Consider the following 26959-nt stretch of genomic DNA (forward strand, 5'->3'; position numbering starts at 1 on the left):
TCTAGTGCAGTGAAAGCCACTGTTTGCCATCACTTAGTTTCAAAAGGAGAATATCTTGGATGGCTCGAAATAAAAAGAAATCAGCTGGGTTTAAGTATGAGCATCCACTTGCCTCTAGGTGCCCGATTTGTTGTATTGTTCCGCCCCACATGCTGGAAAATGTGGCGGTGAATGGCAACCCCCAGCAGCGGAGTTGGGCTTTTCATACATTAAATGTTTCGGCACAATTTTTGGGACGGAGAAATGTCATAGGTAATATCTCATTTGCACCTTCTCCGGGTGAGAAGCGCCGCACTATTTACGATGTTAAAAATGGGCAGCAACTCCCCGGCACATTGGTGCGTGCTGAGGGCGATCCTCCTAGCAGTGATACAGCAGTGAATGAAGCCTATGATGCTGCTGGTGCTACTTATGACTTGTTTCATGAGATATTTGATCGCAATTCGATTGATGACAAGGGACTGCGTTTAGACTCCACTGTGCATTATGGCGTCAAATATGACAACGCCTTTTGGAACGGTGATCAAATGGTTTATGGTGATGGGGACGGAGAACTGTTTCAAGGCTTCACGAAGTCAATTGATGTGATTGGGCATGAGCTAACTCATGGTGTAACCCAGCATGAAGCGGGTTTGCAGTATTATGGCGAACCAGGGGCACTGAATGAATCCTTTTCTGATATCTTCGGTTCCCTCGTGAAACAAAAGACCAAAAATCAAACTGCACAAGAGGCCGATTGGCTGATTGGCGAAGGTCTTTTGGCATCCACTGTCAAAGGTATTGCCCTGCGCTCAATGAAAGCACCGGGAACAGCATACGATGATCCAGTACTGGGTAAAGATCCGCAACCAGCCCATGTGAAAGATAAATATACTGGTTCTGATGATAACGGCGGGGTGCATATCAACTCAGGAATTCCTAACTATGCTTTTTATCTAGCGGCTGTGGAAATTGGAGGCTATGCCTGGGAAACAGTTGGTAAAATATGGTACATAGCTTTACGCGATCGTCTGAGTGCCAAAGCAGATTTTAAAAAAGCTGCCAGTGTCACTATTCAAATTGCCGGCGAACTCTATGGTGATGGGAGTAATGAGCAGAAAGCTATGCAGAACGCTTGGCAAAAGGTGGGAGTTATTAAGATTTAGGAGTTTTTTCTTAACTTCTAACTCCTAACTCTTACCTCCTAACTTTACTTTTAGATGTGTTGTTTGTTGTTGTTAAACTGGGAGGTAAAAACTATCATCTCCCAGTCTTTGTATTTCTCCCAACAAAATAGCACAACGGAGAGCAAAAAAATGCGGATATCCTTTGAACGCACGGGCGGCTTTGCTGGGATTACCAAAAAAACAACCGTTGATACAGACACTCTCCCGCCAAATGAAGCCGCCACACTTTCTTGCCTAGTGGAAGCTGCTGATTTATTTAGACTACCTGAACAAATCACTTCGCCAAATTCCCAGAGCGATCGCTTTCAGTATAAGTTGACAGTAGAAGATAACGGTAAGCAGCATACGGTGACTGTCAGTGAGTCAGCATTGCCAGGAACTTTAAGACCCTTGATTGAATGGTTACAAACTATAGCACAAAAAAGATAATTTGCTGAATTAGCAATTGAATTTTTAAAGGAAAATCGAGTCAATCCAATATAAACTTAAATACCTAAGGAGAAGCATATAACCAGGAAAGTGTGAAGTCATGGGCGAAGAGAATATAAATTTTAATTCCGCAGCAGAAAACCAAACTGATGATTTTTTGCATATAGCATCTCTAAAAGAGGATTGGGGTGGAGACGGAAGAGGGCGCATGAACCTATCAGGAAGGCGTACAGCGATTTCTAAAGAGTATGTACCTCGCCAGTACCAATACTTTGATACAAATGCGGTACCAGAAGAACATGGTTGGCGAGTGAGTGGAATGCCAGATGATGTACCATTTGGAAGTAGGCGATCGCTAACATGGCATGACTGTGGTGCATCCACTTCAAAAGTAGTTTTACCGCCTCAGTTTGAAGCACCTTCTGGCTTCTTTACTGCCGATTTAGAGATTTTTGTACTGAGGGGTGCAATTCAATTAGGTGAGTGGCAATTAAACAAGCATGGCTACTCCTTTATCCCCGCAGGAGTGAGACTAGGCCCTTGGAAAGTGCTAGGCAATGAAGAAGTTGAAATACTCTGGATGGAGAACGGTCCTGTTCCATTGAAATATAAAAATGCACTCAACGATCATCCAGATGCTAAACTGTGTGACTTCATCCCTGCATTGGATAGCAAATTGCTACCGTGGATCAAGACAGATACAGTTCAATTTGAAGTAGCGAAAAAGAAGTTTTTCAGGAAAGATAATAACGGGGGTGGAACATGGCTGCTTGCTATATTGCCCCATTATGACGGTCTATATCCAGAAATACAATGTTATAACGAAGATGCATATTGTTTGGCTGGATACTGTGATATAGGAGATTTTCGATTTGTAAAGGATTGCTTTGGCTATGTTCCTAGCTTTACCACTTCTCCTTGGCACAGAACAGATGATGGTTGCTTATTCTTTATCCGAGTTGATAGAGATTTATCACAAGTTGCAACAGTCTTGTCATATGCACCTCAAGACATATAGGTTTTTTAAGCAGCAAGGTTTCCGTGTCGATTATTAGAAGGTCTTTTTAAATAGCGTCCAGTAGGAGAACCCAAAACCTGTCCGTTGTTGTAAATAAGATTTCCGCGTAAAAAGGTACTTTTCACCCTCCCAGTTAACTCCACTCCTTCAAAGGGCGTGTAACCTTGTTGTGACTCCGACTCAGCCGCACGTACCACAAAACTTTCATTGGGGTCTACTAACACCAAATCAGCATCATAGCCAACAGCAATATCACCTTTTTCTAACAAACCAAAGCGCCGGGATGGGTTCCAAGATAGCAACTTAGCCATGTGGTTGTAAGACATCCCCCGCTTACTACCTTCACTAAATACACCAGAAAGTAAGTATTCTGTACCGCCAAAACCAGACTTTGCTAACCAAATATTATTCGGGTCTTTAGCACTTCTTTTTTGTTCAGCAGAACAGCAAGCATGGTCACTAACTATCCAATCTACCTGATGGTTGAGTACTGCTTGCCATAAGTATTCCACATCGGCACGGGGACGAATAGGAGGGTTGACTTTTGCCCAAGTATCATTAGGGGTATCGACATCTAATAGCAAATGTCCAACAGTAACTTCTCGCCGAAAATTGATGTGGGGAAAAGCAGTTTGCATAGTTAAAGCTGCTTCCATTGCTTTACGCGAACTCAGGTGCAACAAATTGATATTTGTACAGTTAGTTTCATGTGCCAAATAAGAAGCAATGCAAATTGCTAAACCTTCGGAATGAGGAGGACGTGCTGCACTATAGGCATGTAGTCCGCTAAGACTACAATCATTTTCAACTATTTTGGTATAAGCGTTGAGAATTTCTGCAACTTCGCAGTGCAAACTCAAGCTGATAGTATCTCGCGCTTCTGGATGTTTTTCTATTAAGCTAGTTAGACCGCGCATAATAAATTCAAAATGGGCGAAGTCGTACCGTTCTTCTTTGTTAATCATCAAAAAGAGGTTTTGCTGGTCTGACAAACCATGCAACCCATAACCGCCATAAAACATGAAGATTTTAAACGAAGATACACCATGTTCCTCAAACAATAGAGGTATTTCGTCGATATGCTGGCTAGCTATAGGTGCAACGTGATAGCTGTAATCTACAAAAAAATTACCTGCGGATAACGCCAACACCTCTGGAAAAAAATCGCGGTAGGAGCCGCCTTTGTTAAGATAATACTGCCCTGTACGGATGTAATTTAAGCTGGTAGTCACGCCTCCCATAGCGGCTGCTTTGGTTTCAGTTACAGCATCTTTGTCGAGGGGTTGATAGATACCGATGTGCATATGGGCATCCACGACCCCAGGAAAGCCTAACAGGTTTTTGCCATCAAATACCTCTTTACCTGTGTCTGGGCTAATATTAGGGGCAATCTGAGTAAATTTTCCATCCTTAATTCCTAAATCAAGTAGTGCGTAGGCATAGCCCGTCGTAGACATCGCATCCTGATGGGGACGAACTACGCGCACATTTTTGATAATTTGATCTAATAGGGGGGTTTCAGACACAGTAGACCTCACACTAAAATGAGTTTAGTCAGGAATTCCAACATCGAATCATGACGAAGACCAAATCCCATCATTATATAACGGTTTTTTATGAAATCATCTTTAGGAGAAAAGACAATGGAAAGTTTTAATGAGTATCATATAGACCCAAAGGAATTTACTTTTCTCAAAAGTTTTCAAGATAGCTGGCAAGTTATTAGAGATGAGTTTACAAGCTTTATTAATAATGCATCTAATGAAGAGTTAAAACTCACTTACGAGATTCTGGGTCCTAAAAGTAAAACAATTAAAACAAAAAGTAATGCAAAATACACTGCTTTTGGAATTTTATTTCAAGGTATATTTATTGAAGAATATATTCAAGTACATCAAATACAATATCCTGATTATGGGTTAGATGATGCATCAAAAAAAGCACTTGCATTAAGAAAGAAGTATTTCCCAAATTTGGCTAAGGTAATAGGAAAAGTGAATTTTAGCGATGATGGTGTACTCAGAAATGTCTATTTTGGTACATTTCATCCAGGCTTGGATATCAAGCTACATGTGAACTATAATCCTCATATGAATCGTGGCTATCTAGGATTGATTGTGCCACAGGGCGATGTGGCTATGAAAATATGCCATGAGCAGCTTTATTGGTATGAAGGAAAATTTCTGGTTTTAGATCACAGCTATCCACACTGTCCGCATAATTACACCAATTATGACAGAACTGTCTTGGTTGTAGACTTTTTTAAACCGGATAAACCCAGAGAGGAAGTTATCCGATTTGAGAAAGAACAAGTCACACAACGGATGCAAGATAATCCTTACAGTTTAGGTGTTTTTGGTAAAAGTGATAAAGCTAAAGAAGAAGATTTTATCAAGTATGGTTTAGCTCATCAATTAGAGTGGGAGAAAGCCTTATAGGCTTAACGTAACGCACCTTAGAGGTTATTTCAAAGTCTTTGGCTGTGATTTTAGGCACTACTTATTGATCTCCCCTAATCTACGCCAGTAGCTCATAGAGGAAACCCCCTACTGCCCTTCTCAAGACAGGAGACGCTTTTGCGTTCGGGCATCCTACGCTCACTTTGGCAGAAGACCACGCTAGCTCCCCGATAAATTGGGGGAACTGGAATCAAAGCCCCTCAATTTATCGGGGGATTTAGGAGGATCTACAAGTCTTTGATATATGACAAACAACTTTTCAAAGATATTCTTAGATTGTTGATGATACGTTAGCTGAAAGTATAATGTAACCTACATTTGAATGGTACTTGCTTAAGTAAAAGTTACTGCCCAGAATCCCGACTTATTGAAGAAGTCGGGATTTTAAATCAAGCCTAATTAAATTTATTAATATAGCTTAAAAAATTTGCGTCAATTGACTTGATAAAAAATTCATTTACAACCCACCTTTTGCAACTAGTAATATCGCAGAGGCTCAAAAGCTATACGTTAAAAACAATAATTGAGGAGTAAGGTAAACCTAAGATTTAGATATGAACGTAACAAACTACAGAAAGTTAATTGCAAAGCAACTGAATCAGAATTTTAAATCTGCCGTTGAAATTGTCGAAATTTATACTTCCAAACCTGCTGCTAATGAACTTTTAATTAAAAACAAATTTGCTGGTGTTAACGGTGGCTTTGATACTTTACTTTGTCGTGGTGATGTTCCCTATGTTAACTTAATTCCTCCCTTTGATTTAGGTGTAGAAGCTATAGGTAAAGTTGTCGCTATAGGTGAAAATGTTAAAGATTTTCAAATAGGTGATGCTGTCATAACTACAGCGCGTGGCGGCGGTTATCGAGAATATCAGGTTGTAGATGCAAACTTAGCAGTCAAAGTGCGTGAAGCTACACCAGAAGTTCTAACCCTGATTCCTACAGGTGTATCAGCCTTGGTGGCATTGGAACAAGTGGGGGAGATGAAAAGTAATGAAGTGGTTTTAGTGACAGCAGCAGCAGGAGGAACCGGTCACATTGCGGTGCAATTGGCAAAGTTAGCTGGTAATCATGTGATTGGTACTTGTAGTTCTGAGGCGAAGGCAAAGTTACTGAGAGAATTAGGGTGCGATCGCATTATCAACTATCGCACAGAAAACCTCAATCAAGTCCTCAAGCAAGAATACCCCAATGGGATTAATTTAATTTTTGAGTGTGTAGGCAAAACCGTATTTGATACCTGTGTTGAAAACTTGGCAGTGCGGGGACGCTTAGTAGTGGTTGGTTTCATCTCCGAATACGCAAAAGACTTGGAACATATTACACAACCACGTATTTATCACCAGCTATTTTGGAAAGCTGCTTCTGTGAAAGGCTTTCTCATGCCTCATTATAAAGACCATATAGCAGAGGCACGCGATCGCCTTTTAAATTTGTTCTACACAGACAAACTCAAGGTTGCCGTTGACCCAACACAGTTTCAAGGTATAGAATCAATACCCGACGCTGTAGAATATCTCCTCAGTGGTGATAATTGTGGGAAAGTGGTAACGAGGTTTTAAGTAACACGGTATTAGTTTATATCCAGTCGGGGGTGAGAATGACACAAGATTCAGAAAATACTTTAAAAGTTGCTCAACAAGCATTTGAGCATTTTACACATGGCCTGGCCACAGGGGAGTGGCAAGCATTTCTAGATATGCTCACAGAGGACTTTACCCTTTGGTTTCCGGTGGGTAAATTTCACGGGTTAAATGTGGGAAAAGAACGAGCGAGAGAGTTTTTCGAGTACGTTTCTGAATCATTCCAAGGCGGACTCACCCTGACTCTAGACCGTTGTACTAGCAATGATACAACGGTTGTTTTTGAGTTTCGGGATGAGGGACGTTTGTTGGAACAACCTTACAAAAATCGTTTAGCAGTTTCTTGGGATGTGCGTGGAGACAAAATTTGTGCCTATCGGGAATACTTTGGCAGTGATGGTAAATCGTATTAAATAATTCGTAATGACGCTCTTTACGAGACGCGCAAGGGACGCGGACTCGTTGGCGCAGCCTCTCCTAGAGAAGAGAGCTGCGCTAACGTAATTTGTAATTAAGAATTATTTCGTTCACTCTCCTTAGTTCCTCTCAGGGTTGAGTTCGTTGATTTCTCTGCATTTAGCCTCTGCGGCTTGATATGCTACTAAATAGTCTTGACCACCCAACATCACATCACCGTAATATTCATAAGGTGGATGACCATAAATTGGCAATGGATCATCTTCTGGATAATCTTCTTTCGATTCTTCAATGATGGCTTTCAGTTTTTTAACAGTCAGCCTTTGTGCAGCAAAATACCAGAGTTCTTGAGGATTTTTGTTCAGGTGCGGTAATGTGGGATCGACAATGCGGATATTGGAGGCGTCGCCTAGCTCAATCCAACTATGTTCAATTGGTCTGTATGGCTTCCCGACAAAAGCTAAAAATCCCTGAATATATGTTGCTCCCTCAGTCGATAATACTGCTTTGTAAGCATTATCAAACGGAGTGCTAGCTCTGCTGTTTATGAGTTCAGCAATTTTGATTGACAGCGTTTCATCCAATAGTTTATTCATCAATAGCAAGGATTAGAGCAGCCATGAAAACATATTACCACTGCTGCTTCCTGTCTTGCTTAGGGATTCATAAGGCTGAGAGATATAAGGGAGGCTTGGAACCTCGTGCCATCAAGCTCAAAGACTCATTCATCCACCTCAGAGACTCGCTTATCCACTTCAAAGACTCATTTATCCACCTCAGAGACTCGTTTATCCGCTTTAGAGACTTAAAATCTCCATTCTGAACTCCAAACTCCAGATTCCTAACTCCTAACTCCTAACTCTACTTTTAACTTATCGAATTTGTTTGCCTTTAAAATCTTTGGCAAGTTCACGAAGATGGGTGGCAACTGGCACTTTATCACCCAATACGCTTGGGTTAAGCATTTTTTTCTTCTCTCTGTTTCGCGCTAGGGAACCGCAAGGGCGCACTGGCTTCTCTGCGTCTCTGTGGTTCGTTAAAAAAATTGACTTTGAAAAAAGTTTGACCCTTAACCCAAGCGTATTGCTTTATCACCTACTTTTTGGAATGGCAAAAAAATTTTCTTTGTCTCGAAAAGAAGTCTCTCACTGGGAATGCCTAATCAGAGGCTGCGCCTCAAAACTAGCGGCACCGCAATGAATTGCGTTAAGAGCCTTTGGCTCTTAACGAGATTTTAAAGGAGTTTTTGCTTAAGTTGACACATATGAGCAATGTTCCCTACAAGCGGTCTGTATTCCATGCAATTGAGAACCGTTATAAATATGTAGAAAATTTAAGGGCGCACAGCTAGCTGTGCGCCCTAACTATGTTTATTTATAAAATCACAGGTTTTGTGGGGGCATCAAGTTTTATCCGAACCGTCTTGGGACAACAGGGGCTTCCCCAACAAACTTGCCCAGAAGGCATATTAGTAAAAACACTGCTACGAGCGCCAATCACAGCATTAGCCCCTATTTGCACTCCCGGCCCAACAAAACAATCTGCTGCCACCCATGCACCATTGTTAATAGTAATACTCGCTGTTTTCAACCCAAAGGCAGGGTCTTGGATATCATGACTACCAGTACACAGGTAACTTTTTTGGGAAATTACGCAGTGTTCACCGATGTGGATCTGATCGAGGCTGTATAAAACTACGTTATCTCCAATCCAACTGTAGTTGCCAATGGTAACTTTCCAGGGGTAGGTAAAGCGGGCAGTAGGTCGAATTAATACGCCTTTACCGATCTGAGCGCCAAATAGTCGTAGCAAAGTACAACGCAGAATATTTAACGGTTGAGGAGTCAGGGGAAAGGCGATCGCTTGTACAAACCACCATAATAAAATATACAAACTTGGACGTCCCCGATCAAACCAAGATTGGTCATATTTGCGTAAATCTACAAAAGCGTCATTAGTCATTAGTCATTAGTTATTTATCAGGAATCAATGGTCAATAGCTTTCCTTCTGATCCCCTGCTCCCCTGTTCCCCATCTCCTTGCTTTGAGCTAGTTGCAGTATTTAAGTGACCACCACAGTTGCGTAATTCGTAAAGCTTAACGCCAATTTGATATTCATATTGACTCAGCAAGCGTGCATAGATATATCCTGCTTTGCCATCCAAAAAACCACGTTGAATAATATAAAATAAAACAAACCGTAAAATGGGTTTAAATGGCAGGCGTACCCACACTTTTTTCAAAAAGCGCTTGCGTTGGACTGCATCACCAAATAGATTGGCATCGATAGTACCGCTATTATCTTTACCTGTGAGAATATTAAGATAAACACTAGCTTCCCAGTTTGAATAGCGGTTGTGTCGTTCTAACCAGTGGTAAAGGTCGCGGAAGTCCTCGTGGAGCATATCATTTTTGAGATACTCAACTTTGCCTTGCAAAATCACATGTTCGTGAACTTCATTGTCACCAGTGTTGGGAATATCTTCTGTATGTAGGTTTTCGTAGCGACCTTTTTTATGTTGAAATAAACGTAGATTCCAATCGGGATATTTACCACCGTAACGAATCCATTTTCCTAAGAAAAATACGCGGCGGTTGAGATAATAACCTGCATATTCCTTGTTTTGAATTGCTTGGTCAATTTCTTCCCAAAGTTCAGGAGTGATGCGCTCATCACAATCTACAATTAGCACCCATTCGTTGCGGAACGGTAGATTATCTAAAGACCAATTTTTCTTTTTGGGCCAGCGTCCATTGAAGCTAAATTGCACGACATTTACACCATGACTTTTAGCAATTTCAACACTGTTGTCGCTACTTTGAGAATCTACTACAAATATTTCATCTGCTCTGCTGAGACTTGCGAGACAGGCAGGCAAGTTTACTTGTTCATTTTTTGCCGGAATTAGTACTGAAACTGGTATTGTAGATGGCATACAAGTATAAATTATGTTATTAGTTATTTCTTATTTGATGTTGATAAAAGACCCTGAATAGCAGCATTTAAGTAACCAATCTGACCGTAAGCATATACAAGTTTGTCAAACCGTTCTGCTGGATCAGAAAAATATTGTAATGCCTTATACAAGCCGCGCACAAACCGTTCGCTACCTCGCTGCAATTGAGCGATTCCAGCTTTACCAGCGAGTTGTTCTCGATAGCATTCACTAATACCCTGCCACCAGCCTCGGTTTAAAAACCAGGAGCGTTGGAGGCGCTCTGGGGCAACATTGTGAGCGACTAGTGCTTCGGGAAGATAAGCGACTTGCCAAGCACGTTGTAGGGCAAATTCGGTCATTTGCAGTTCTTCATTTGATAATAGATTTTTCCCTACTCGACCGAGATGAGGATCAAAACCGCCAATTTCATCCAGGAAACTGCGGCGGATGGAGTAATTTAAGCCTCTGGGTGTTAAGCCAGGTTGCTCGATGTAGATGCTACTCTCACCCAAATCGTATGCACCCAGATTTGCAGCTAGCCCTGGAGATAGCCAGCGTGGTTGTTGGATTCCTGGGGGCCATAGGAGAGTGACTTTGCCACCTGCGATCGCTAGTTTAGAATTATTGTAATAGGCAAAATATAAAACTTGTAGCCAGCCAGGGCTGGCTACGGCATCGTCATCCAGATAAGCAAGAATATCACCAGTGGCTACTTTTGCACCCGTGTTGCGGGCGACAGATAAACCGATAGTGGGTTCAAATACATACTTCAGACGCGGATTGTGGGCCCTTTGTTCTACAACCTCACGGGTGCGATCGCTAGACCCATTATCAACTACCACAATTTCAAAGTCAGCAGCAAAATCCTGCGCTAAAAGACTATCAATTGCAGCCCCTAAATAGGTATCTCGATTGTGAGTACAGATAATCGCAGAAATTTGCGTGTCTGGCATAGATTTAATTTTGGATTTGAGATTTGGGACTTTCCTGCGGAACGCTACGCGAACGGCTACGCTCAGTCGAACGATTTTAGATAAAAATCTTAAATCCAACGCACACCTACTGAAAGTTAATCTAAACCAAAAATTACCAACCCACCAACCGAGTTTCTTCGGAAATAATCTTTAAAACTTTACGTTTGTTGAATATGACTGTGTAAAACTACAAGTGTTTGGGCTAGTTGACTCAGACGAGTTTCCAGAGATTGCTTGCGCCCCAACAGTTGACGTAACTTTTGGTAACGCGCGATCGCCATGCTAACATTGGCAACCTGATCCGCTGGACATGGGCGCGACCAGACTTTACCAGCATCGTCCACACCACAGAGGCGATAGCCAGTAATAGATGATTGATAAGATACTTTCCCACCAGTGGCGCAAATTTCTTCTATGTAGTTCATCAGGCGGTCAACTTCTGCATGGCGCAGTGTTGCAGTTCCTCCCGGTTCTGGTTCGGTGGGATTGGATTCTAACCAGCCATTGACAATTGGACCTTCTAAGTAAATATCCTGAATTTGCTCCAAGATATTTTGCAGTTCTGTTTGCCAACCGGCGACACTTTCCTGAATTTCTTGCAATAGATTCATCGCCAATGCTGGATTAGCTCCGTGGCGATGGCTACTAAAGCTCGGAGTTTTCAACTTGGGTAGGCTGGGTGTTTTACTACCATTCTCTTGTGCTTGAAAGGTCTGCACAGAGTCATGGCGAGGAAAGAAATCTTGTTCAGGAGGATAATCACTCTCAGTATCTACGCCGAGGTCAACTGTTTGTCCTTGTGGATTAAGTTCCCTATCCTGGGAGGATAGAGTCTGTGTACTTTCTGTGGGTTCGTTGGCTCCGACGCTGATTCTAAAGGAGAAAGGTCGTTTTGTCGAATCACCTGCTTCGGCGGCAGAGGCAGTGCCGCGATTCCCTAAATCGTGTAGAGTTGCTTCAATACGTTTTAAGCCTGCGTTCATAAAGACATCCTAAAGTTTGCTGTCCCCAATGGTGTTAAATAATTAAGAATGGGGTTGTTGGGATTTTCGGCTTTTGCCAGTTGTAACATCAATGATGCTGGTGCTAATTTTATCCCTTAAAAGTTATTTGAAACCAAAAATCTCACCTCCCAAGTAAAAACTGCGGTAATAAATTGCAATTAGTACACTGTGGTGAAAGTTTGCCTACCTTAAACTTGGGGCAAAATCCCTAAGTTTAAGCCTTAAGTCTTGCTAATTGAAATGGTAGCTGAATTTACGCGCCCGCTGTACTAGCTACTTATTGTTAAGATACTCAGGAAACAACTTTGGGTAAAATCATCTTAGTAACAGGGCCAGCACGATCTGGTAAAAGTGAATGGGCGGAAACTCTGGCCATGCAGTCAGGAAAAGCAGTTGTTTACGTAGCAACAGCCACCGATAACCTAGATGACCAAGAGTGGCATCAACGCATTTTAGAACACCAACAACGTCGTCCCCAAGACTGGGTAACTTTATCTATACCTGTGGAACTGTCTGCTACCCTTGCTGATGCAAAACCCTATACCTGCCTTTTAGTTGATTCTTTAGGAACTTGGGTTGCTAATCTTTTAGAACAAGACAAAGCTACCTGGGAAAATATCCTTACAGAGTTGTTAGAAACGGTGGATCTTGTTGCTGCCGATATGGTGTTTGTAGCAGAAGAGGTGGGCTGGGGTGTGGTGCCAGCTTATCCGATTGGAAGGACGTTCCGCGATCGCCTGGGTTCTTTGGTGCGCCAGCTAAGTGCGTTCAGCGAAACTGTTTATTTAGTTACTGGTGGTCATGTTCTCAATCTGGGCATCCTTGGTTCGCCATTGCCAAATAGAGGGGAAGGAGGAGTGAGGAGTCAAGATTCTTAACTCTTGATTCAAATTAATCCAAAATCTAAAATTTAAAATTGTAATATGGCAACTAAACAAGAAGTTAGAGGATACCTCGCCTACTGGTTTCAGTTGGGTAAGAAATTGATTACGGCCAACGGTAAGGCAAGCTTTTTGCCCCAATCAGTGCTAGATGGCGATCGCTATAGTGAAGAATTTGAAGAGTGCTGGCAAAAAATTCTCTCACCCGAATCGGGTGATTGTTACCTAGAGGGTACACATGAAACCATTGCTGAACTGTTGACACCAGCATGGGAGATGCTACCTTGCAGCCGATGTAGTATGCCAGTAGCAGCGCGAAACGTCGGGATGCCGACATTGTTATGCCCCTGCAATAATTTACCTAACTGGCCTAATACCGAATTGCCAGCACCGCGAGAGCCAATTAAGACTCAAGACCAACTCAAAACAATTCGCGATCGGCTTCAGGCACAGAAAGAAGGAAAAAATGCTTAACTGAACTGTATTAGATTTTGTACATGGTTTTTTTCTATTTGTGAGAAATCCAGGTTAGTTCACTTTGGTGCTTGGGAATTTGGCGTTGGACAAGTTTTATTAGCAAAATCACACTGATAAATATATGGTTCTTGCCAACTCAGAGGAATTTCTAATAAGTCTCGCGTTCCTGTCATGCCTTGTCCAATAAATAGCAACAAAGCAATACAGTTTAAAATCGTATGGACGATGCGCCAGCGATTGGACTTATCTTGATAAATATCTTGAACAATTGCTAATGAAAAAATCATTAGTAATGCTGCGGTAATGCCAATATAATAATGTGACCAATACCACTCATTCGTCAAGCGGTATACTCCATCCTGACAGCCTATAATTACTAAACCTGCACCTGTTAAAGTTGCAAAAACTGCTCGCCACAACCGCTGCTTTGCCCGATAAAGAAATACTAAAGAGGCGATAGTAGCAGCAAACATTAACACGATAAAAAAAACTTGAAAAGGTGTTTTATTCCACAATTGATTTTTGATAATATTTTTGCCAATAGGATAGCTTAATCCGATTAGAGTTAGTCCGACAACTGCACTTGTTAGTCTTTCACCTAACTGCTTATGTTCTCCACCCACTACTGGGGGAATTTTGCTCTTACTGCCGGCTAAAATTTGCAATCTGCGTTGGCGTGTTTGCCAAGCAAAATTAAGCACTGTACCGATGAGTGGAAACACGAATATAATTGCGATCGCTGGATGTAAAAGACCAAGAAAATCTGTTAATTGCATACAACACCTTTCAAGCAATCATTAAATTAATATCAAATGACAATATAAAATATCGTTTTATCACTTAAATTAATTTCAGATGAGAATCTGTTTAATATTTATTTTTGTTATTCTTAGATTATTTTAAGAAAGCAAGTATTTAAATATTTTATAAAAAATTATAACTTTCAATAACAGTTTTTATGTCAATATGCATGAAGCCTCTAATATGTAGCTTCCTACGCTATATCAACTAGCAGATAACTTATTACTAGGTGGGATATTACGTCGGCGCGGCTTAGAAAATTTAGTCAATTTCCTGACTGAATAATAGTTGTCACTGTAAACAATATCTGTCTTTACTTTATACTTTTTTTCGATTGTTTCGCGCCAAGTATCTGAAGGATTGAATAAAAACACATCAGCAAACCCATCAGGAATTTCGGGAATTTTTTGGTTGTTCACCAACATGAATCGCACTTTTGGTTCCAAAAGATAGCTCAGAGAAAATACATTCCCATAATTGTCGCCCAAAGCATCGCTTATCAAAAGTGGACGAGTCGTTTGGTTGATGATTTGGGCAACTTGTGGATTGCCATAGTTCATACCCTTATTCCACCAAGTTTCTGCCTGGGAACTCACCTTATAAGAAATTAGACCACAAATAATTACTAATGCCATGATTATGTGCCAAATGCTCCGGCGTGACACGTTCCCATTATATAGTTGCGTAGCTAGTAGGTAAGCAACAGCCACTTGAATTCCTAAATAAGATGGTATTAAATACGGTTCGCTAGATAATTGTATACCCCCAGCAATTAAATCTGGCAGTATTAGGGGTAGTGCTGGCACTATAATTAATATAATGATAAACAACCAGACTTTATAATTAGTTGTTTGACAAATAAAATAAATTGAATATCCTACCAAAGTTAAAAATAATGGTGTAATTAAATAGCCCAAAGGATTATCTAAACTAAGGTCTATATCAAAAAAAATCCGGCTTAACTGCATCAGCAAAAATGGAAATATAGGTATCAAAGATGATTGCGTTGTAATCTTATCTGCTGAAATCAAAAATTGAAAAAAGTTGCCGATCACAATTGTTATCCAAGGCATGAAGGCTAAAAAACCTACCAGTGATGCTAACAGATAAGTTCTGACAGTTGCCGTCAACTGAAATTTGGCGATGCTCATTACATAAATTCCGTGAGCAACTGCTACAAATCCACTCCAAAGAAATGTATAAAGGCTGATGGCTAAAGTTACTGCATAAATGCTCCAGATGGCGAATAAATCTGGTCGTTGTCGTTTTTTTACTAGCTCATCTTTGTCTTGTGATTCCAGCCGCATTGCTCGCAGCAGAGATGCACTGGATAGCAATATGGTGACTAACCAGAGAATATATTCTTGTGCTTCTTGAGCGTATACTAGATGAATTGGAGAAATTGCCATAAGTGCGATCGCTACACCAGGAACCGATAACGGCACATTAAATAATTCTCGGCATAGCCAATAAACGCAAGGGAAAACCAGCAAACTGATGAAGACAGATAAACTTCTAATCGCCGTCACTGAATTACCAAAGATTTCCATCCACAATCTGGCTATTATGTAATAAAGCGGTGGATGGTGAGAATCTTCTTTTGCCAAAGACATGATTGTGTCATTTAAGTTTTTTTGTTGATTTGCACCTTGAAACTGGGCAAAACTTTCTCCAGCAATGACACGATTATTAAAAATTTGCTGTCTTACTTCAGTTATTGTGTAACCAGAAATTCGTAATGAGGTATAAGTTTCATCATGCCAATAAACTTTACTATCAAGGTTAAAAAAGCGAAATAATATACCTATCACTAATAAGAAAATAATTAAAAATCGCAACCAGCTCGGAGCAAATTTGAGATGGCGCATAAGTAGTTTTCCTAATAACTTGTCTAAAATAATCCAGTCACCAAAGAGGACTATTGGGACTCTTGGGACAACCCCATATCTAATATTGGGGCTTGTAATATGGACACCTTGTATCTAGCACTACGTGTCCCCCAAATCTTCTTTTGTATTCCATAATCTTTAGACAGGGGCTTGTACCGATATAGGACAAGGGTTTATTTCAACAGTTCCCAAGCTGTCCCAATACGGTTCGGATAAGACTCGATCCCCCCCCCCCCTCTTAAAAAGTGGGGCTAAGAATGGCTCTATTTTCCCCTTACAAAGAGGGATCTTTAAGGATTATGCAGCTTAATCGAACCGGATTGAGAGTCATCTGATTTTAAATATTGACAATAAATACCTCTCTTCTATTAACTATGAAAACAATTGCACAAGGTTGTATCAAATATGGCAAAACTGACCTTTTTTTTACAGCCGAGATGCAGATGTGGAGTAAAATATCATAAATATTCCTATTCTTACAGTCGGTGTATATAAACTTTGTTCCTGTAGCCGCGACTGAGCGCCATTAGGTAAAAAGAGAATTTTTACAATATTTGGTAACGCCATCTAGCAAAGTCTTTGGTATTAGATATAGCTAAAAAATCAATAGTCTTAAAGTGTCGATCAATAGCTGGAATACTGCATATTTTAGCTCCAATATTCAAGTATGCCTGCAAAATTTTGGGAATTTCAACATTATATGAATCTGGAAAATCTTGAGGCATTTCTAGACAAGATTGTGAATTTGGATAAACCAAAATACTTGGATGCATCAAGCCATTCTGCTGAAAATAATCATAAGCGTAAGTAGCTTGCCAAGGACATTGTGTTAGTAATGATGCACAGCCAAAGAAATATTGATTTCTACTCCAGATCAGATAATTTGCTAGCCCTTTCCATAGTAGTAAAAGTGCCTGACTGTTGCGGTATTCTTTAGCTATACATGCACGCCCAACTTCAACTGATGCCTGAAGCACAGAATGGGGAATCGCATTAAGATTAAATATATCGGCAGCATCAAAGCCTAGTCTTTGAGAAGCCATTGTATAGGTTTGCATCCGATAAGTTCCAATGGTTTTACCCGTTTGTTTGGAGATCAGGATTAAATGATGGCAAACTGCATCAAACTTATCTATATCCATCTGGGTAAAGTTAGAAGTAGAGAATCCCAACCCTAGTTCAAGATTAAAAACTTCAAAGCGCAACCGAAAAATTGATTCTAATTCTTCTTCAGTTGACGCTAGCCGTAGGGTATATTTTTCAGTTTGAAGGACGGGAAAATCTTCAAGAGGGGGAAGAGGATTCAGTGAGTAATTGATGTTGCGTCCAGAAACTTCCATCTATCTTCCTACTTAGATTTACGAAAATATCCTACTAGGATTTAGGCACTATACAAATAGCTCACATTATGCATTAATGTGTCGAAGCGTGATTGAGACGGTTTTCGATAAAAGAATCTCTAGAGAGCTTTTTTACTCTCTTGGATTAGAGGTAGAGTGCTTTTATTATGGACATTAATTTCCCAAAAATCTGGCAATAAGATACAAAATTTTCCTTTTATATCCGTTATAAATGCAAATCAGCAAAGAAAGTCAAAATCAGGGCAGAAAGCCCCCGGATAAATCCAGGGGCTTGGATAATTTTGATTGCGATGTGCTTTTGCTTTGGGCATTGCGTAGACATCGCCTATGGTGGGCGGGTACGCCATCGCAATCTCCGGTAAATGCACTCTAAAATACTGAATTAATTACGGTGATTATTGCTGTAGTGAACCCTTGTACCTGCCCAAAGCAACTTCTCTCGCAGCGTCTGATAGTAAGAATTGTTCTCGCGCAAAATAATAAATTTAGCCCGACAATCTGCCATCCGCACGTCAACGTGGTGTCCTGGCCAAATTGAAGTCCCTAAAACCCCATCTGTCCACAGCTTGGTACTCAAATCGTAATCCCCCAAAGGCCAAATACTTACCACAGAACCAGGCGGTAAAACCAGGGGGCGACTAGAAAGGCTCATCGCACAAATAGGAGTGATGGTAATCGCCTCCATACCATCATGCATAATTGGCCCATTGGCAGAAACGGTGTAACCAGTGGAACCTGTGGGAGTAGCAATGATTAACCCATCCCCGACGTATTGATCGACTACCTCACCGTCGATTTCCATTTCCAGAATTGAAGTAATCATCCGGTCAGCGGAGGCGGGTTTGACACAAAATTCATTCAAAGCCAGGTAATGCTCACTCACTGGCTCCAAATTAGACCCATGACCCTCGTAGACAGCAGCTTGTAACATCATCCGTCGTTGGATAGCATAGCGATCCTCAAACAGTCGATCCCAAACTTTCTCCGTATCCTGAAACTCCTCCACTGACTCAGTTAAAAACCCCAGATGACCTCCCACATTCACTCCCAGAATTGGGATGCCAGCTGGAGCTAAATGTCTGGCACTGGTTAAAACAGTACCATCGCCACCGAGTACCAAAGCGAGATCGATTGGTTGAGCCGCCGAAGCCAAAAAGACTGGATAGGGGTTGTCTTTCGGCCCGCTAGGCCCCATCAACACATGGCACTGGCGACTTTCTAGTTGTTTAGCACAGACTTCTGCCCATTCTTTACTTTGGGCATCCCGCGCTTTATAAGCAATGATTACCTGCTTGAGTTGCACGCACAATTACCACTTCAGGAGATTAAACTGCTCCATATCGACGGTATCACGGTTACGATAAATGGCAAGCACGATCGCTAAACCCACCGCCGCCTCGGCCGCCGCCACGGTAATCACAAATACTGTGAAAACCTGACCTTTAATTAATGTTGAGTCGAGGAAGTTGGAAAATGCCATTAAATTCAGATTAACAGCATTGAGCAGTAACTCAATTGACATCAGCACCCGCACAGCGTTGCGGCTAGTAATCAAACCGTAGATGCCGATGCAGAATAAAGCTGCTGCTAGTAATAAAAAGTACTGGAGTTGCATGAATCTGGGTATCCCTCCTGTAAAAACTGGCTTTTTCTCTGCGACTGAGGTCGCAAATCTTACTCTTTTGTTTCGCTGGTTGTTGATACCAGTTCTCTGGGGCGTTCTTGCAAAGTTAAAATGGTTTGCGGTAGTTCGGATAGCCTCACTTGATCTGGCAAATACTCGCGACGTGCCAAAATAATTGCTCCTACCATCGCTATGAGCAGCAAAATTGAAGCCAGTTCAAAAGGCAATAAAAAGTCAGTGAAGAAATGCTCTCCAATCAAAACTATAGAACTTTCACCACCCACCACAGGAGCAGTTGAGTAGGCCCAAGGAGTAGCCAGCACCATCGTACTTAAAAGAGCAAACAATCCTACACTGACTATACCTGTTAGCACTTTCCGCACCCAAGAGTTAGGAAATGCTACAAAATTCTGCCGCTTGTTCACCAACATAATGGCAAACAAAATCAATACGTTAACCGCCCCAACGTAAATCAGTATTTGTGCAGCTGCAACAAAATCAGCATTTAGCAACAGGTAGATTCCCGCTATGCTGATGAACACGCCCCCCAGCATAAAGGCAGAATAGACGATATTGGAGAACAGCACCACGCCAATGGCCGCCCCAATCATCATCACGCCCAGTATGCCAAGCGATACAAACTGTACTCCTTCCGCTAGATTCACTGTTTTTTGTCCTTAGTCAATCAATTTTGGATTTTAGATTTTAGACTTTGACTTTGCTCAGTCGAACGATTTTAGATTTTTGTTTTAATCCAAAATCACTAATCACAAATTTGCATGGTCATTGGTCATTGGTTACTAGGAAAAGGACAAATGACATTTATTTTTCTGTTTGTTCCACAAGGTCTTCTGGACGCGCACCCGCACGTGGCGCATCCGCAGGCAGTCCGTGGGGTTCGAGGACGCCTTTGGGTAGGTAAACTAGTTCGCGCAGTGGTGTAACCATTGGGTCATCTGTTACCTTATAGGGCAGACGACCTAGCGCCACGTTGTCATAGTTCAATTCATGGCGATCGTAAGTGGAAAGCTCATACTCTTCTGTCATGGATAGACAGTTAGTGGGGCAAAATTCCACACAATTACCGCAAAAGATACAAACTCCAAAGTCAATGCTGTAGTGGTTAAGTTTTTTCTTTTTGCTGGCTTTGTCGAATTCCCAATCTACTACAGGCAGGTTAATCGGACAAACGCGAACACAAACTTCGCAGGCGATGCACTTATCAAATTCAAAGTGAATTCTACCGCGAAACCGTTCCCCAAGAATCAGTTTCTCGTAAGGGTACTGTACGGTAATCGGACGCCGCCGCATGTGGTCGAAGGTAACAGAAAGTCCTTGACCAATGTAACGCGCAGCTTGTACCGTTTCTTTGGCGTAATCACCAACTTGTTTCAGGAACTTTAACATTTTGTGTCTCTCTCTTTTGGATTTTGGATTTGGGATTTTGAATTTTAGATTTCAGATTCAATCCCTCCGGGTGACGCTCCTACGTCGCTACCCCTGCGCTAACGGCAGTCACTCATGGGGAGCCACTGTGGTCTTCTCCCATTCGTGAGAGGCTAGCGCCTGCCGTAGGATGCCCGTTCGCCGCAAGGCGTCCCGTTAGGGAAGGGCTGTAGGGGTCTCCCCAAGTGAAGCAAGTGGCGTGGAAACCCCTAGACGCTCACAGGCTCGCTACCGCTGCGCTATGCGCGGCATCGTCTCCCCTTCTCTCAAAGGGAGAGGCTAAAGCCAAGGGAGAAGACCGCGCTGCCTCACCAAAATCTAAAATCTAAAATCTAAAATTGGTTTACCCGCCAAAGGCGAAGGGAAAAGCTAGTTTCAGGGCGGCAGTTAATAGGAGATTAGCCAAGCCAACTGGCAACAAAAACTTCCATCCTAAATCTAACAGTTGGTCAATCCGTACCCGTGGCACAGTCCAGCGCAACAGGATAGCGACAAATACTAGTAAATAAGCTTTGAACACGGTCATCGTGATCCCCAAAGCCGCAGTTACTATCTGGAACACAGGATTTAGCTCACTGACTCCCAGCCAACCAGCGATGAGGTTGAGGGGAACGGGAAAGTCCCAACCGCCCAGGTAAAGAATTGCTACTAGTAGGGAAGAAAGGATCAAGTTAACGTAGGAACCCAGGTAGAACAGACCGAATTTCATGCCTGAATATTCAGTCTGATAGCCTGCTACAATTTCTTCTTCCGCTTCGGGTAAGTCAAAGGGTAATCGTTCGCATTCAGCCAGGGCGGCTATCCAAAAGATCAGGAAACCAACGGGTTGTCGCCAAATGTTCCAGCCCAGGATGCCATAGCCAGACTGTTGATTGACAATATCAACAGTGTTGAGGCTATTAGACATCATAGTGATCGCTAACACCGCCAGTGCCAAAGGAATTTCATAACTAATAGATTGCGCTGCTGCCCGCAACCCTCCTAAGAGGGAGTATTTGTTATTAGATGCGTAGCCAGCCATCAGCAAGCCAATGGGTTGAATGCTAGACAAGGCAATCCACAAGAATACGCCCATGCCGACATTGCTAATTACGATATTCTGCCCAAAGGGAACGATCAGGAACGACAGAAACACCGGAATCACAACAATAATTGGGCCGAGGGTAAACAGCCAGGGGTCAGATTTAGCTGGTACTATATCTTCTTTAAATACCAGCTTCAGACCATCCGCTACAGGCACCAGCAACCCAAAAGGTCCCTGGTATTCTGGCCCAATTCGCTGCTGTGCTGCGGCGGAAATTTTCCGTTCTAGCCAAGTAGCAACTAATACCCCCACTGTTGCCCCAATCAGCATCAGTATCATTGGCAGGGGCATCCAAATTGCTTTGGCTGTTCCTGCTGGTATACCTAAATCCCGGAGGGATTCAATAAAAGTTCCTTGGAGGTCAATTCCTGAATTCATGTTTCCGCTCTTTAAGACATTGAGTTATGGTGAGTTACAACTATTAGTTGAATTAATACCTGTAAATTCACCCATTTATAATTTTTGCTGTGATCACGCCCGATTGAAGATTTGTTGCCAATTCCCATGCCTAGTATATCGTTGGATGGTTTAAGCACCCTGAGGCGAGATGAGAACTTCTACTTATGGTTGGCATTGAGATTGGCTATTAAGCGGACAAGGGGAGAGTATATATTTCAGGACTTAGGCAGTGATGCGATCTGTGAAGACCACCCAAACAGCGCATAGGATATCGGGCATTGGTTCGATTTTCCATGCCCAATGACGCCAGTCGCCTCAAGTCGGGAAACCCGCCCACGGCGCTGGCTCCCCAATGCCCAATTAACGTTTGTCAATGGGGGTATAAGAAACTTCGTGGTGACCGTTGTAAACCTGGGTAGGACGGAAAATCCGGTTTTCTGCTAGTTGTTCTTTCCAGTGGGCTAACCAACCGGCAACGCGGGCGATCGCAAATATTGGTGTAAACAAGTCTGTGGGAATACCCATCTTTCTATACACCAAACCCGAATAAAAGTCAATATTTGGATAAATTCCTTTGCTACCGAGTTTTTCTTCTACCACTATTTCCATCTCTTGGGCAATGTCATAGAACTTGTCATGCCCAAACTTTTCAAACAGCTGTTCTGCTAGACCTTGTAAGATTGTGGCTCGTGGGTCTTTCACTTTATAGACACGATGTCCAAAGCCCATAATCTTCGCTTTACGTTGTAGACAATCCTCTATGTAGGGACGGACATTTTCCACAGAGCCAATTTCTTCCAACATCTGAATCACTTCTTCATTGGCTCCACCATGCAGGGGCCCTCCCAAGGTTCCCACAGCACTAGCAACCACAGCGTAAGGATCAGTCAATGTGGAAGCTGTCACCCTGGCACTAAAGGTGGAAGCATTCATTGTATGCTCGACCTGAAGTATCAAGCAGATATCAAAAATCCGCGCCATCAGAGGATCGGGTTCCTGCTCATTGAGCATGTATAAAAAGTTGGCGGAATAGTCTAAGTCATCACGGGGACGTACCGGGTCATTGCCTTTTCGCATCAGTTGGAACGCCGCCACCATTGTGGGAATGGTTGCTATCAAGCGCACCACGGAATCTCGAATGTAGGCAGGATTGTGTAAATCCCGGAGCGAATAAAATAACCCTAAAGCAGCAGCAGAAGCTTGCAAGGCATCCATTGGGTGACCGCTTTCTGGAAAGCATTTCATCATGTCCCGAATGCGGTATTTTATTCGCCTGTGGTAACGAACTTCATGCTCAAATGTTTCCAGTTGTTCCTTGCTTGGCAGTTCACCCCAGATTAAGAGATAAGCAGTTTCTATAAATGTACTTTTCTCTGCTAGTTCCTCAATCCGGATGCCACGATATTCTAGTATTCCTTTTTGCCCATCAACATAGCTGATACTTGATTGAGCGGCGGGAATGCCTTCTAAACCAGGCTTGTATTCGCACACCATCATGGCACCACCATTCGCTTTGTGAAATATCTGATCAAGCTAACTTACCAGAAATTATTGTCGCCATAACAGTAGCCCTTCTAACAACAATTGGAAATGTTGAAAAACTGTTATAGCAGGTACTTAGGTGGTGTCAACCAAAACATCTGACTACGACCCAGAGGAGAACCTGTTTCTGGTAGTTTTATCCCAATCATACCTGCTTTTTTCAAGACTAAGCTTGCTTTAACTTCTCCCCATAGGAGAATTTCTGCCCAATTCGTTAAATCAGGTTCGTGTCCAACCAGCGCCAGTTGGGTATTTTGGGAATAATTCCTTGGCCCTAACCAGTCTTTTAGCCAACTAGAAATTTGACCATCGTGGGCGAGGTGGCTAGATTCCTCTAACTGGGAGCTTAGTTTTTCTGCTATAAGGATTTCAGCTGTTTGGCGGGCCCGCACTAATGGACTGGTGAGAATCAAATCAAAGCTTAAACCCAATTTAACAAGTTTCTGGGCAACTTTCTCAGTTTTTTGCCGTCCTTCTTTGGTAAGGCTGCGCTCCTCATCCTTGATGCCTAATCCCTTGTCTTCGGCGATACCATGACGAATTAAATATAGTTCCATATTTTGAGTTTTATTAGCGTAGCGGGGCGTAGCCCATACTTAGTTAGGAGTTACGCCTGATGTGAATTAACCTATCCTAATCTTAATTATTATTACGTATTCGTTGAGCTGCCATCTATTCAGTGCAACGCGGCGTTAGGTGTTCTAACGTGTTATGGATATGGCAATAGGTTGAAACCTTGAATAAATCTGTAATCCCGTTGGTTTTTTGTGATAAACGACCCGTTTCAACCGTATTTCTCCTCTAAATAATCCACATAATTTTCTGTCGGATTTTCTTTTCCTAGCTGGATTACACCTATTAAACTCTGAGTCCAGGGGTCAAGATTGGTTAAAGGTTCTAAGGTTGGAGTGCCAGGAATAGACAATAGGGTTTCTTGTTGAGTTGATGCTAGAACAGACTGAACTAAATGCCAACGTTCTTTAATGGATAATTGCAGTACTTGTTTTTTTACTTCTGGCAATGTCAAAAGTTTCGAGAACTCTTGCTGTGTCATTGTTATACCTCTCAAATAGCATAAATTATCAACATTTTAACGCTAGATCAAAAATGTTAGGTTAGCGGTCTAACGGCACAATTCAGCAGAGGTAGACAACTTGGCAACTACACCAAAAATTTTCCTCAGTATCGCATTCTTCCTTCACAAATAACATTAGGCACGAACTAAATCTTCAATCAGTTCAGCCTCCGTGAGTTTGAAGCTGGTGATGTCATATTTTGCTAGTTGTGAAAGGAATAAAACTTTGGGAATACCCGCTTGCGTTAGCTGCTGCTTTTGAAGAGAGTTTGACAAGTTCGTATAACTTCATAGCAGCAGCGAGAAGAACTTCACCTTGTAACTGTTCTGGTTTTACATTCAGAGCCAATACAGTTTATTCTGGAATAGTCAAAGTGAGTTGGTACATGATAATATATGCGCTGCTTTCTTTAGGATTATAAGAACGCGCTCATATAACCAAACACTTTGACTCCAACATGATTTATGAGTTTGCCTTATCCTCTGCCTTTACTCCGACTGAATCGGGTTATCTCTAGGATTGACTAACCTCAGTAGCTTTTGCTTAATTTGAGCATCGAATACTTCCCATTTCATTTTCGCATAGGCGGAATTTTCGTTACTGCCAGATAAGAAACCCATTGGAATTTCAAAGCCGCCTGCGCTTGTCCTTCCGCCACCAAAAAAGCGCCCAGCGCTATCTTGCCCAAAGGCTTCTTTGATGAATTCATCGGGGTCAAGGGTAAGTTTGGTGGTTCTCAGCGAGCCGATGACTATTTCTAATTCTTCGTCTTCATCGTGAACAATGCCGAAAACTACGGCGGTGTGAACATTTTCTTCAGTGACAAGAAAATCAGCCGCTTGGGGGATGGCATCGCGGTCATCGTAGCGTAAATAACCAACACCAGCAATGGAAAAGTTATTTTGAACGATGCGGTTTTTGAGCGATCGCTCGATCACATCCATTACCCGCTTGGAACAGTTCGCCTGTAAAATGGCGTTTAGCAATTGGACGTCATAAAATCGGCTTAAATACGCAGCTGCCATAAAGTCTTCTTCTTGCGCTTGCATTAGCCGATTTGTATCCGATCGCAAGCCATGCATCAAGGCAGTAGCGCATTTGACGTGTTGATTTATGCTGCTATCTAATGCCAGTAATCCCGTTTGCAGGTATTGAGTAAAAATTGTTGCTGTCGCTCTTACATAGGGACGGATATCCTCAAACTCTGCTTGGAGATCACCTTGGATACTGTGATGGTCGATCAGGGCTACTAGGGGAATTCCAGCCTGCTGCACCGCTGAGAGTAGCTGTGAAGTGGTTCCCTGGTTATCAATTAATACAAAACCTTGATAAGATGACAAATCTTTGGTTTTCAAGGTTTGCGGCGTCCAGCGGTGGATTGGTAAATTAGTCAGCCTCACCAAGGCAATATTTTCTTGATGGCTCAATGCGCCAGCATAAATGATTTCACATTTGATATCATATTGCTGGGCAATTAACTGGTAAGCCCAGGCACAGGAAAGGGCATCAGGGTCAGGAAAATCTTGCAGAATTATCAGTTGGCGATCGTGTCGGTGTGCCAGAAAGGTTTTTTGCAGTTCTTCTGACTTTTGTTGTGCCAGAGAATTACCACGGTGACTGAGATATATAGCTCCTTCACCTACCGATGGCGGTAATGACGGACTCTTAAATGCAACTTCCACTGGCGCTTTCTCGATTTCAGGTTCCTCTGGGTTTGGCTCTGTGGTCAATGACAAACTCTCTAAATGAGTAACGGGAGAATTCAAGTACATAGGGAACTTTTTTAAAGTGTGAGGCTCCTTTAATTCAGAAATACTACGAGCAGCAATTCACTGAATTTAGCCACTTTCTTATGATCTTCGCAAAAATATCAAGACATTGCACTATACATCTAAGTATATTTTTTATCCGTAACAACGCTCAAGAATCAACTAAATTCCACTAAAGGGTGTATAAGCGCTGGAAACAAGGAAGTTTAGGATATCGGGCTGTATCTGGCAGCATATAATCTGTTTTAGGAGCTTTTTTCTCTTCCGTAAATTTAATAAGTGAAATTTTTATCTGGCTTAGGGTATACTTCCTATTTTATACTTTCAGGCCAGTCTTTTATATTTGAAATATTTTTCTGCTCAATTTTCTCATTATTGTGACTATTGAGCAATTAACAATTATTTTTAATGAACAACGCTAGCAACCTACTAACGTCGGTTGCTGTCTTTATTGCCTAGATTTATGTAAACTACTGCGTTGGTTTCTGCCAAAAAATGTGCATTACAGTGATTGAACAAACCTGAGCCGGGAGCATCCAGTTTTGGAAGATTTACCACTTATGGGAAAATTTAAAGGGAAATAACCCTGTGCGATCGCTGACAATGAACCAAGAGAAAGAA

27 protein-coding genes are annotated in these 26959 nt (G+C 42.0%); 8 read left to right on the forward strand and 19 right to left on the reverse strand.

Going from position 1 to position 26959, the window contains the following annotated elements:
• Positions 1 to 59 precede the first annotated feature (59 nt).
• From V7K21_RS11220 to V7K21_RS11230, 3 genes are all read left to right on the forward strand, one after another.
• Positions 60 to 1145 (forward strand): M4 family metallopeptidase, encoded by a 1086-nt coding sequence (locus tag V7K21_RS11220; protein ID WP_335174177.1) that lies wholly within the window; start codon positions 60 to 62, stop codon positions 1143 to 1145.
• 150 nt (positions 1146 to 1295) lie between these two features.
• Entirely contained in the window at positions 1296 to 1595 is a 300-nt protein-coding gene (locus V7K21_RS11225; protein WP_335174179.1) for a protealysin inhibitor emfourin, read from the forward strand.
• A 100-nt stretch (positions 1596 to 1695) separates the two neighbouring features.
• Complete coding sequence (locus V7K21_RS11230) at positions 1696 to 2613, forward strand: DUF4437 domain-containing protein (protein WP_335174181.1); 918 nt, start codon at positions 1696 to 1698, stop codon at positions 2611 to 2613.
• Positions 2614 to 2618: 5 nt separating this feature from the next.
• Here V7K21_RS11230 and V7K21_RS11235 read toward each other — a convergent pair whose 3' ends face one another.
• Positions 2619 to 4139, reverse strand: a complete 1521-nt coding sequence (locus V7K21_RS11235; protein ID WP_335174183.1) for an amidohydrolase family protein — start codon at positions 4137 to 4139, stop codon at positions 2619 to 2621.
• Between the two features lie 117 nt (positions 4140 to 4256).
• Here V7K21_RS11235 and V7K21_RS11240 point away from each other — a divergent pair, with 117 nt between their 5' ends.
• The 3 genes from V7K21_RS11240 (at position 4257) to V7K21_RS11250 (ending at position 7068) form a co-directional block, all read left to right on the forward strand.
• Positions 4257 to 5051, forward strand: a complete 795-nt coding sequence (locus V7K21_RS11240; protein WP_335174223.1) for an aspartyl/asparaginyl beta-hydroxylase domain-containing protein — start codon at positions 4257 to 4259, stop codon at positions 5049 to 5051.
• Between the two features lie 575 nt (positions 5052 to 5626).
• Positions 5627 to 6634 (forward strand): zinc-binding dehydrogenase, encoded by a 1008-nt coding sequence (locus V7K21_RS11245; RefSeq protein ID WP_335174185.1) that lies wholly within the window; start codon positions 5627 to 5629, stop codon positions 6632 to 6634.
• Between the two features lie 38 nt (positions 6635 to 6672).
• Entirely contained in the window at positions 6673 to 7068 is a 396-nt protein-coding gene (locus tag V7K21_RS11250; RefSeq protein WP_334726376.1) for a nuclear transport factor 2 family protein, read from the forward strand.
• A gap of 123 nt (positions 7069 to 7191) precedes the next feature.
• Here V7K21_RS11250 and V7K21_RS11255 read toward each other — a convergent pair whose 3' ends face one another.
• The 5 genes from V7K21_RS11255 to V7K21_RS11275 form a co-directional block, all read right to left on the reverse strand.
• Complete coding sequence (locus tag V7K21_RS11255) at positions 7192 to 7668, reverse strand: hypothetical protein (protein ID WP_335174188.1); 477 nt, start codon at positions 7666 to 7668, stop codon at positions 7192 to 7194.
• A 778-nt stretch (positions 7669 to 8446) separates the two neighbouring features.
• Entirely contained in the window at positions 8447 to 9034 is a 588-nt protein-coding gene (hpsU, locus tag V7K21_RS11260) for a hormogonium polysaccharide biosynthesis acetyltransferase HpsU (protein ID WP_335174190.1), read from the reverse strand.
• A 17-nt stretch (positions 9035 to 9051) separates the two neighbouring features.
• Positions 9052 to 10008: a glycosyltransferase family 2 protein gene (locus tag V7K21_RS11265; RefSeq protein WP_335174192.1), complete on the reverse strand. Its 957-nt coding sequence runs from the start codon at positions 10006 to 10008 to the stop codon at positions 9052 to 9054.
• A gap of 23 nt (positions 10009 to 10031) precedes the next feature.
• On the reverse strand, positions 10032 to 10964 hold the full coding sequence (locus V7K21_RS11270; RefSeq protein WP_335174194.1) for a glycosyltransferase: 933 nt from the start codon (positions 10962 to 10964) through the stop codon (positions 10032 to 10034).
• Positions 10965 to 11143: 179 nt separating this feature from the next.
• A complete protein-coding gene (locus tag V7K21_RS11275; RefSeq protein ID WP_335174196.1) occupies positions 11144 to 11968 on the reverse strand; it encodes a hypothetical protein in 825 nt (274 codons plus the stop codon).
• A 326-nt stretch (positions 11969 to 12294) separates the two neighbouring features.
• On the opposite strand from V7K21_RS11275, the gene cobU reads away from it, so the two are divergent.
• A complete protein-coding gene (cobU, locus tag V7K21_RS11280) occupies positions 12295 to 12867 on the forward strand; it encodes a bifunctional adenosylcobinamide kinase/adenosylcobinamide-phosphate guanylyltransferase (protein ID WP_335174198.1) in 573 nt (190 codons plus the stop codon).
• Between the two features lie 45 nt (positions 12868 to 12912).
• Positions 12913 to 13344 carry a hypothetical protein gene (locus tag V7K21_RS11285; protein ID WP_335174200.1) on the forward strand — a complete coding sequence of 144 codons (432 nt, stop codon included), beginning with the start codon at positions 12913 to 12915 and terminating at the stop codon, positions 13342 to 13344.
• A 59-nt stretch (positions 13345 to 13403) separates the two neighbouring features.
• Here the strand turns inward: V7K21_RS11285 and V7K21_RS11290 are convergent, their stop codons facing one another.
• From V7K21_RS11290 to V7K21_RS11350, 13 genes are all read right to left on the reverse strand, one after another.
• Complete coding sequence (locus tag V7K21_RS11290; protein WP_335174202.1) at positions 13404 to 14123, reverse strand: DUF4079 domain-containing protein; 720 nt, start codon at positions 14121 to 14123, stop codon at positions 13404 to 13406.
• 228 nt (positions 14124 to 14351) lie between these two features.
• Positions 14352 to 16016 (reverse strand): glycosyltransferase family 39 protein, encoded by a 1665-nt coding sequence (locus tag V7K21_RS11295; protein WP_335174204.1) that lies wholly within the window; start codon positions 16014 to 16016, stop codon positions 14352 to 14354.
• A 566-nt stretch (positions 16017 to 16582) separates the two neighbouring features.
• Positions 16583 to 17377 carry a GNAT family N-acetyltransferase gene (locus V7K21_RS11300; protein ID WP_335174206.1) on the reverse strand — a complete coding sequence of 265 codons (795 nt, stop codon included), beginning with the start codon at positions 17375 to 17377 and terminating at the stop codon, positions 16583 to 16585.
• A gap of 403 nt (positions 17378 to 17780) precedes the next feature.
• The gene (locus V7K21_RS11305; protein WP_334962676.1) at positions 17781 to 18701 is read right to left on the reverse strand and encodes an NAD(+) kinase; all 921 of its coding nucleotides are present in this window, start codon (positions 18699 to 18701) and stop codon (positions 17781 to 17783) included.
• A gap of 6 nt (positions 18702 to 18707) precedes the next feature.
• A complete protein-coding gene (gene nuoK / locus V7K21_RS11310; protein WP_006199065.1) occupies positions 18708 to 19013 on the reverse strand; it encodes an NADH-quinone oxidoreductase subunit NuoK in 306 nt (101 codons plus the stop codon).
• A 59-nt stretch (positions 19014 to 19072) separates the two neighbouring features.
• Positions 19073 to 19687 carry an NADH-quinone oxidoreductase subunit J gene (locus V7K21_RS11315; protein ID WP_335130112.1) on the reverse strand — a complete coding sequence of 205 codons (615 nt, stop codon included), beginning with the start codon at positions 19685 to 19687 and terminating at the stop codon, positions 19073 to 19075.
• Positions 19688 to 19844: 157 nt separating this feature from the next.
• The gene (gene ndhI / locus V7K21_RS11320) at positions 19845 to 20429 is read right to left on the reverse strand and encodes an NAD(P)H-quinone oxidoreductase subunit I (RefSeq protein WP_104906370.1); all 585 of its coding nucleotides are present in this window, start codon (positions 20427 to 20429) and stop codon (positions 19845 to 19847) included.
• Between the two features lie 382 nt (positions 20430 to 20811).
• On the reverse strand, positions 20812 to 21930 hold the full coding sequence (nuoH, locus tag V7K21_RS11325; protein WP_335174208.1) for an NADH-quinone oxidoreductase subunit NuoH: 1119 nt from the start codon (positions 21928 to 21930) through the stop codon (positions 20812 to 20814).
• Between the two features lie 381 nt (positions 21931 to 22311).
• Entirely contained in the window at positions 22312 to 23448 is a 1137-nt protein-coding gene (locus tag V7K21_RS11330) for a citrate synthase (protein WP_335130118.1), read from the reverse strand.
• Positions 23449 to 23555: 107 nt separating this feature from the next.
• Positions 23556 to 24050: a phosphohistidine phosphatase SixA gene (gene sixA / locus V7K21_RS11335; protein WP_335174211.1), complete on the reverse strand. Its 495-nt coding sequence runs from the start codon at positions 24048 to 24050 to the stop codon at positions 23556 to 23558.
• A gap of 227 nt (positions 24051 to 24277) precedes the next feature.
• Positions 24278 to 24547 carry a hypothetical protein gene (locus V7K21_RS11340; protein WP_335174213.1) on the reverse strand — a complete coding sequence of 90 codons (270 nt, stop codon included), beginning with the start codon at positions 24545 to 24547 and terminating at the stop codon, positions 24278 to 24280.
• Positions 24548 to 24703: 156 nt separating this feature from the next.
• A complete protein-coding gene (locus tag V7K21_RS11345; RefSeq protein ID WP_335174215.1) occupies positions 24704 to 24844 on the reverse strand; it encodes a hypothetical protein in 141 nt (46 codons plus the stop codon).
• 213 nt (positions 24845 to 25057) lie between these two features.
• Positions 25058 to 26341 carry a DHH family phosphoesterase gene (locus V7K21_RS11350; RefSeq protein ID WP_335174217.1) on the reverse strand — a complete coding sequence of 428 codons (1284 nt, stop codon included), beginning with the start codon at positions 26339 to 26341 and terminating at the stop codon, positions 25058 to 25060.
• Positions 26342 to 26959 lie beyond the last annotated feature (618 nt).

The organism is Nostoc sp. (genome assembly GCF_036919595.1).
GTDB lineage: Bacteria > Cyanobacteriota > Cyanobacteriia > Cyanobacteriales > Nostocaceae > Nostoc.

Excerpts from the sequence above, each read along its gene's own strand:
- V7K21_RS11220 (WP_335174177.1), top strand. The coding sequence starts at position 60 with ATGGCTCGAAATAAAAAGAAATCAGCTGGGTTTAAGTATGAGCATCCA.
- V7K21_RS11225 (WP_335174179.1), top strand. The coding sequence starts at position 1,296 with ATGCGGATATCCTTTGAACGCACGGGCGGCTTTGCTGGGATTACCAAA.
- V7K21_RS11230 (WP_335174181.1), top strand. The coding sequence starts at position 1,696 with ATGGGCGAAGAGAATATAAATTTTAATTCCGCAGCAGAAAACCAAACT.
- V7K21_RS11240 (WP_335174223.1), top strand. The coding sequence starts at position 4,257 with ATGGAAAGTTTTAATGAGTATCATATAGACCCAAAGGAATTTACTTTT.
- V7K21_RS11245 (WP_335174185.1), top strand. The coding sequence starts at position 5,627 with ATGAACGTAACAAACTACAGAAAGTTAATTGCAAAGCAACTGAATCAG.
- V7K21_RS11250 (WP_334726376.1), top strand. The coding sequence starts at position 6,673 with ATGACACAAGATTCAGAAAATACTTTAAAAGTTGCTCAACAAGCATTT.
- V7K21_RS11255 (WP_335174188.1), bottom strand. The coding sequence starts at position 7,668 with ATGAATAAACTATTGGATGAAACGCTGTCAATCAAAATTGCTGAACTC.
- hpsU (WP_335174190.1), bottom strand. The coding sequence starts at position 9,034 with ATGACTAATGACGCTTTTGTAGATTTACGCAAATATGACCAATCTTGG.
- V7K21_RS11265 (WP_335174192.1), bottom strand. The coding sequence starts at position 10,008 with ATGCCATCTACAATACCAGTTTCAGTACTAATTCCGGCAAAAAATGAA.
- V7K21_RS11270 (WP_335174194.1), bottom strand. The coding sequence starts at position 10,964 with ATGCCAGACACGCAAATTTCTGCGATTATCTGTACTCACAATCGAGAT.
- V7K21_RS11275 (WP_335174196.1), bottom strand. The coding sequence starts at position 11,968 with ATGAACGCAGGCTTAAAACGTATTGAAGCAACTCTACACGATTTAGGG.
- V7K21_RS11285 (WP_335174200.1), top strand. The coding sequence starts at position 12,913 with ATGGCAACTAAACAAGAAGTTAGAGGATACCTCGCCTACTGGTTTCAG.
- V7K21_RS11290 (WP_335174202.1), bottom strand. The coding sequence starts at position 14,123 with ATGCAATTAACAGATTTTCTTGGTCTTTTACATCCAGCGATCGCAATT.
- V7K21_RS11295 (WP_335174204.1), bottom strand. The coding sequence starts at position 16,016 with ATGCGCCATCTCAAATTTGCTCCGAGCTGGTTGCGATTTTTAATTATT.
- V7K21_RS11300 (WP_335174206.1), bottom strand. The coding sequence starts at position 17,377 with ATGGAAGTTTCTGGACGCAACATCAATTACTCACTGAATCCTCTTCCC.
- nuoK (WP_006199065.1), bottom strand. The coding sequence starts at position 19,013 with ATGCAACTCCAGTACTTTTTATTACTAGCAGCAGCTTTATTCTGCATC.
- ndhI (WP_104906370.1), bottom strand. The coding sequence starts at position 20,429 with ATGTTAAAGTTCCTGAAACAAGTTGGTGATTACGCCAAAGAAACGGTA.
- nuoH (WP_335174208.1), bottom strand. The coding sequence starts at position 21,930 with ATGAATTCAGGAATTGACCTCCAAGGAACTTTTATTGAATCCCTCCGG.
- V7K21_RS11330 (WP_335130118.1), bottom strand. The coding sequence starts at position 23,448 with ATGATGGTGTGCGAATACAAGCCTGGTTTAGAAGGCATTCCCGCCGCT.
- sixA (WP_335174211.1), bottom strand. The coding sequence starts at position 24,050 with ATGGAACTATATTTAATTCGTCATGGTATCGCCGAAGACAAGGGATTA.
- V7K21_RS11340 (WP_335174213.1), bottom strand. The coding sequence starts at position 24,547 with ATGACACAGCAAGAGTTCTCGAAACTTTTGACATTGCCAGAAGTAAAA.
- V7K21_RS11350 (WP_335174217.1), bottom strand. The coding sequence starts at position 26,341 with ATGTACTTGAATTCTCCCGTTACTCATTTAGAGAGTTTGTCATTGACC.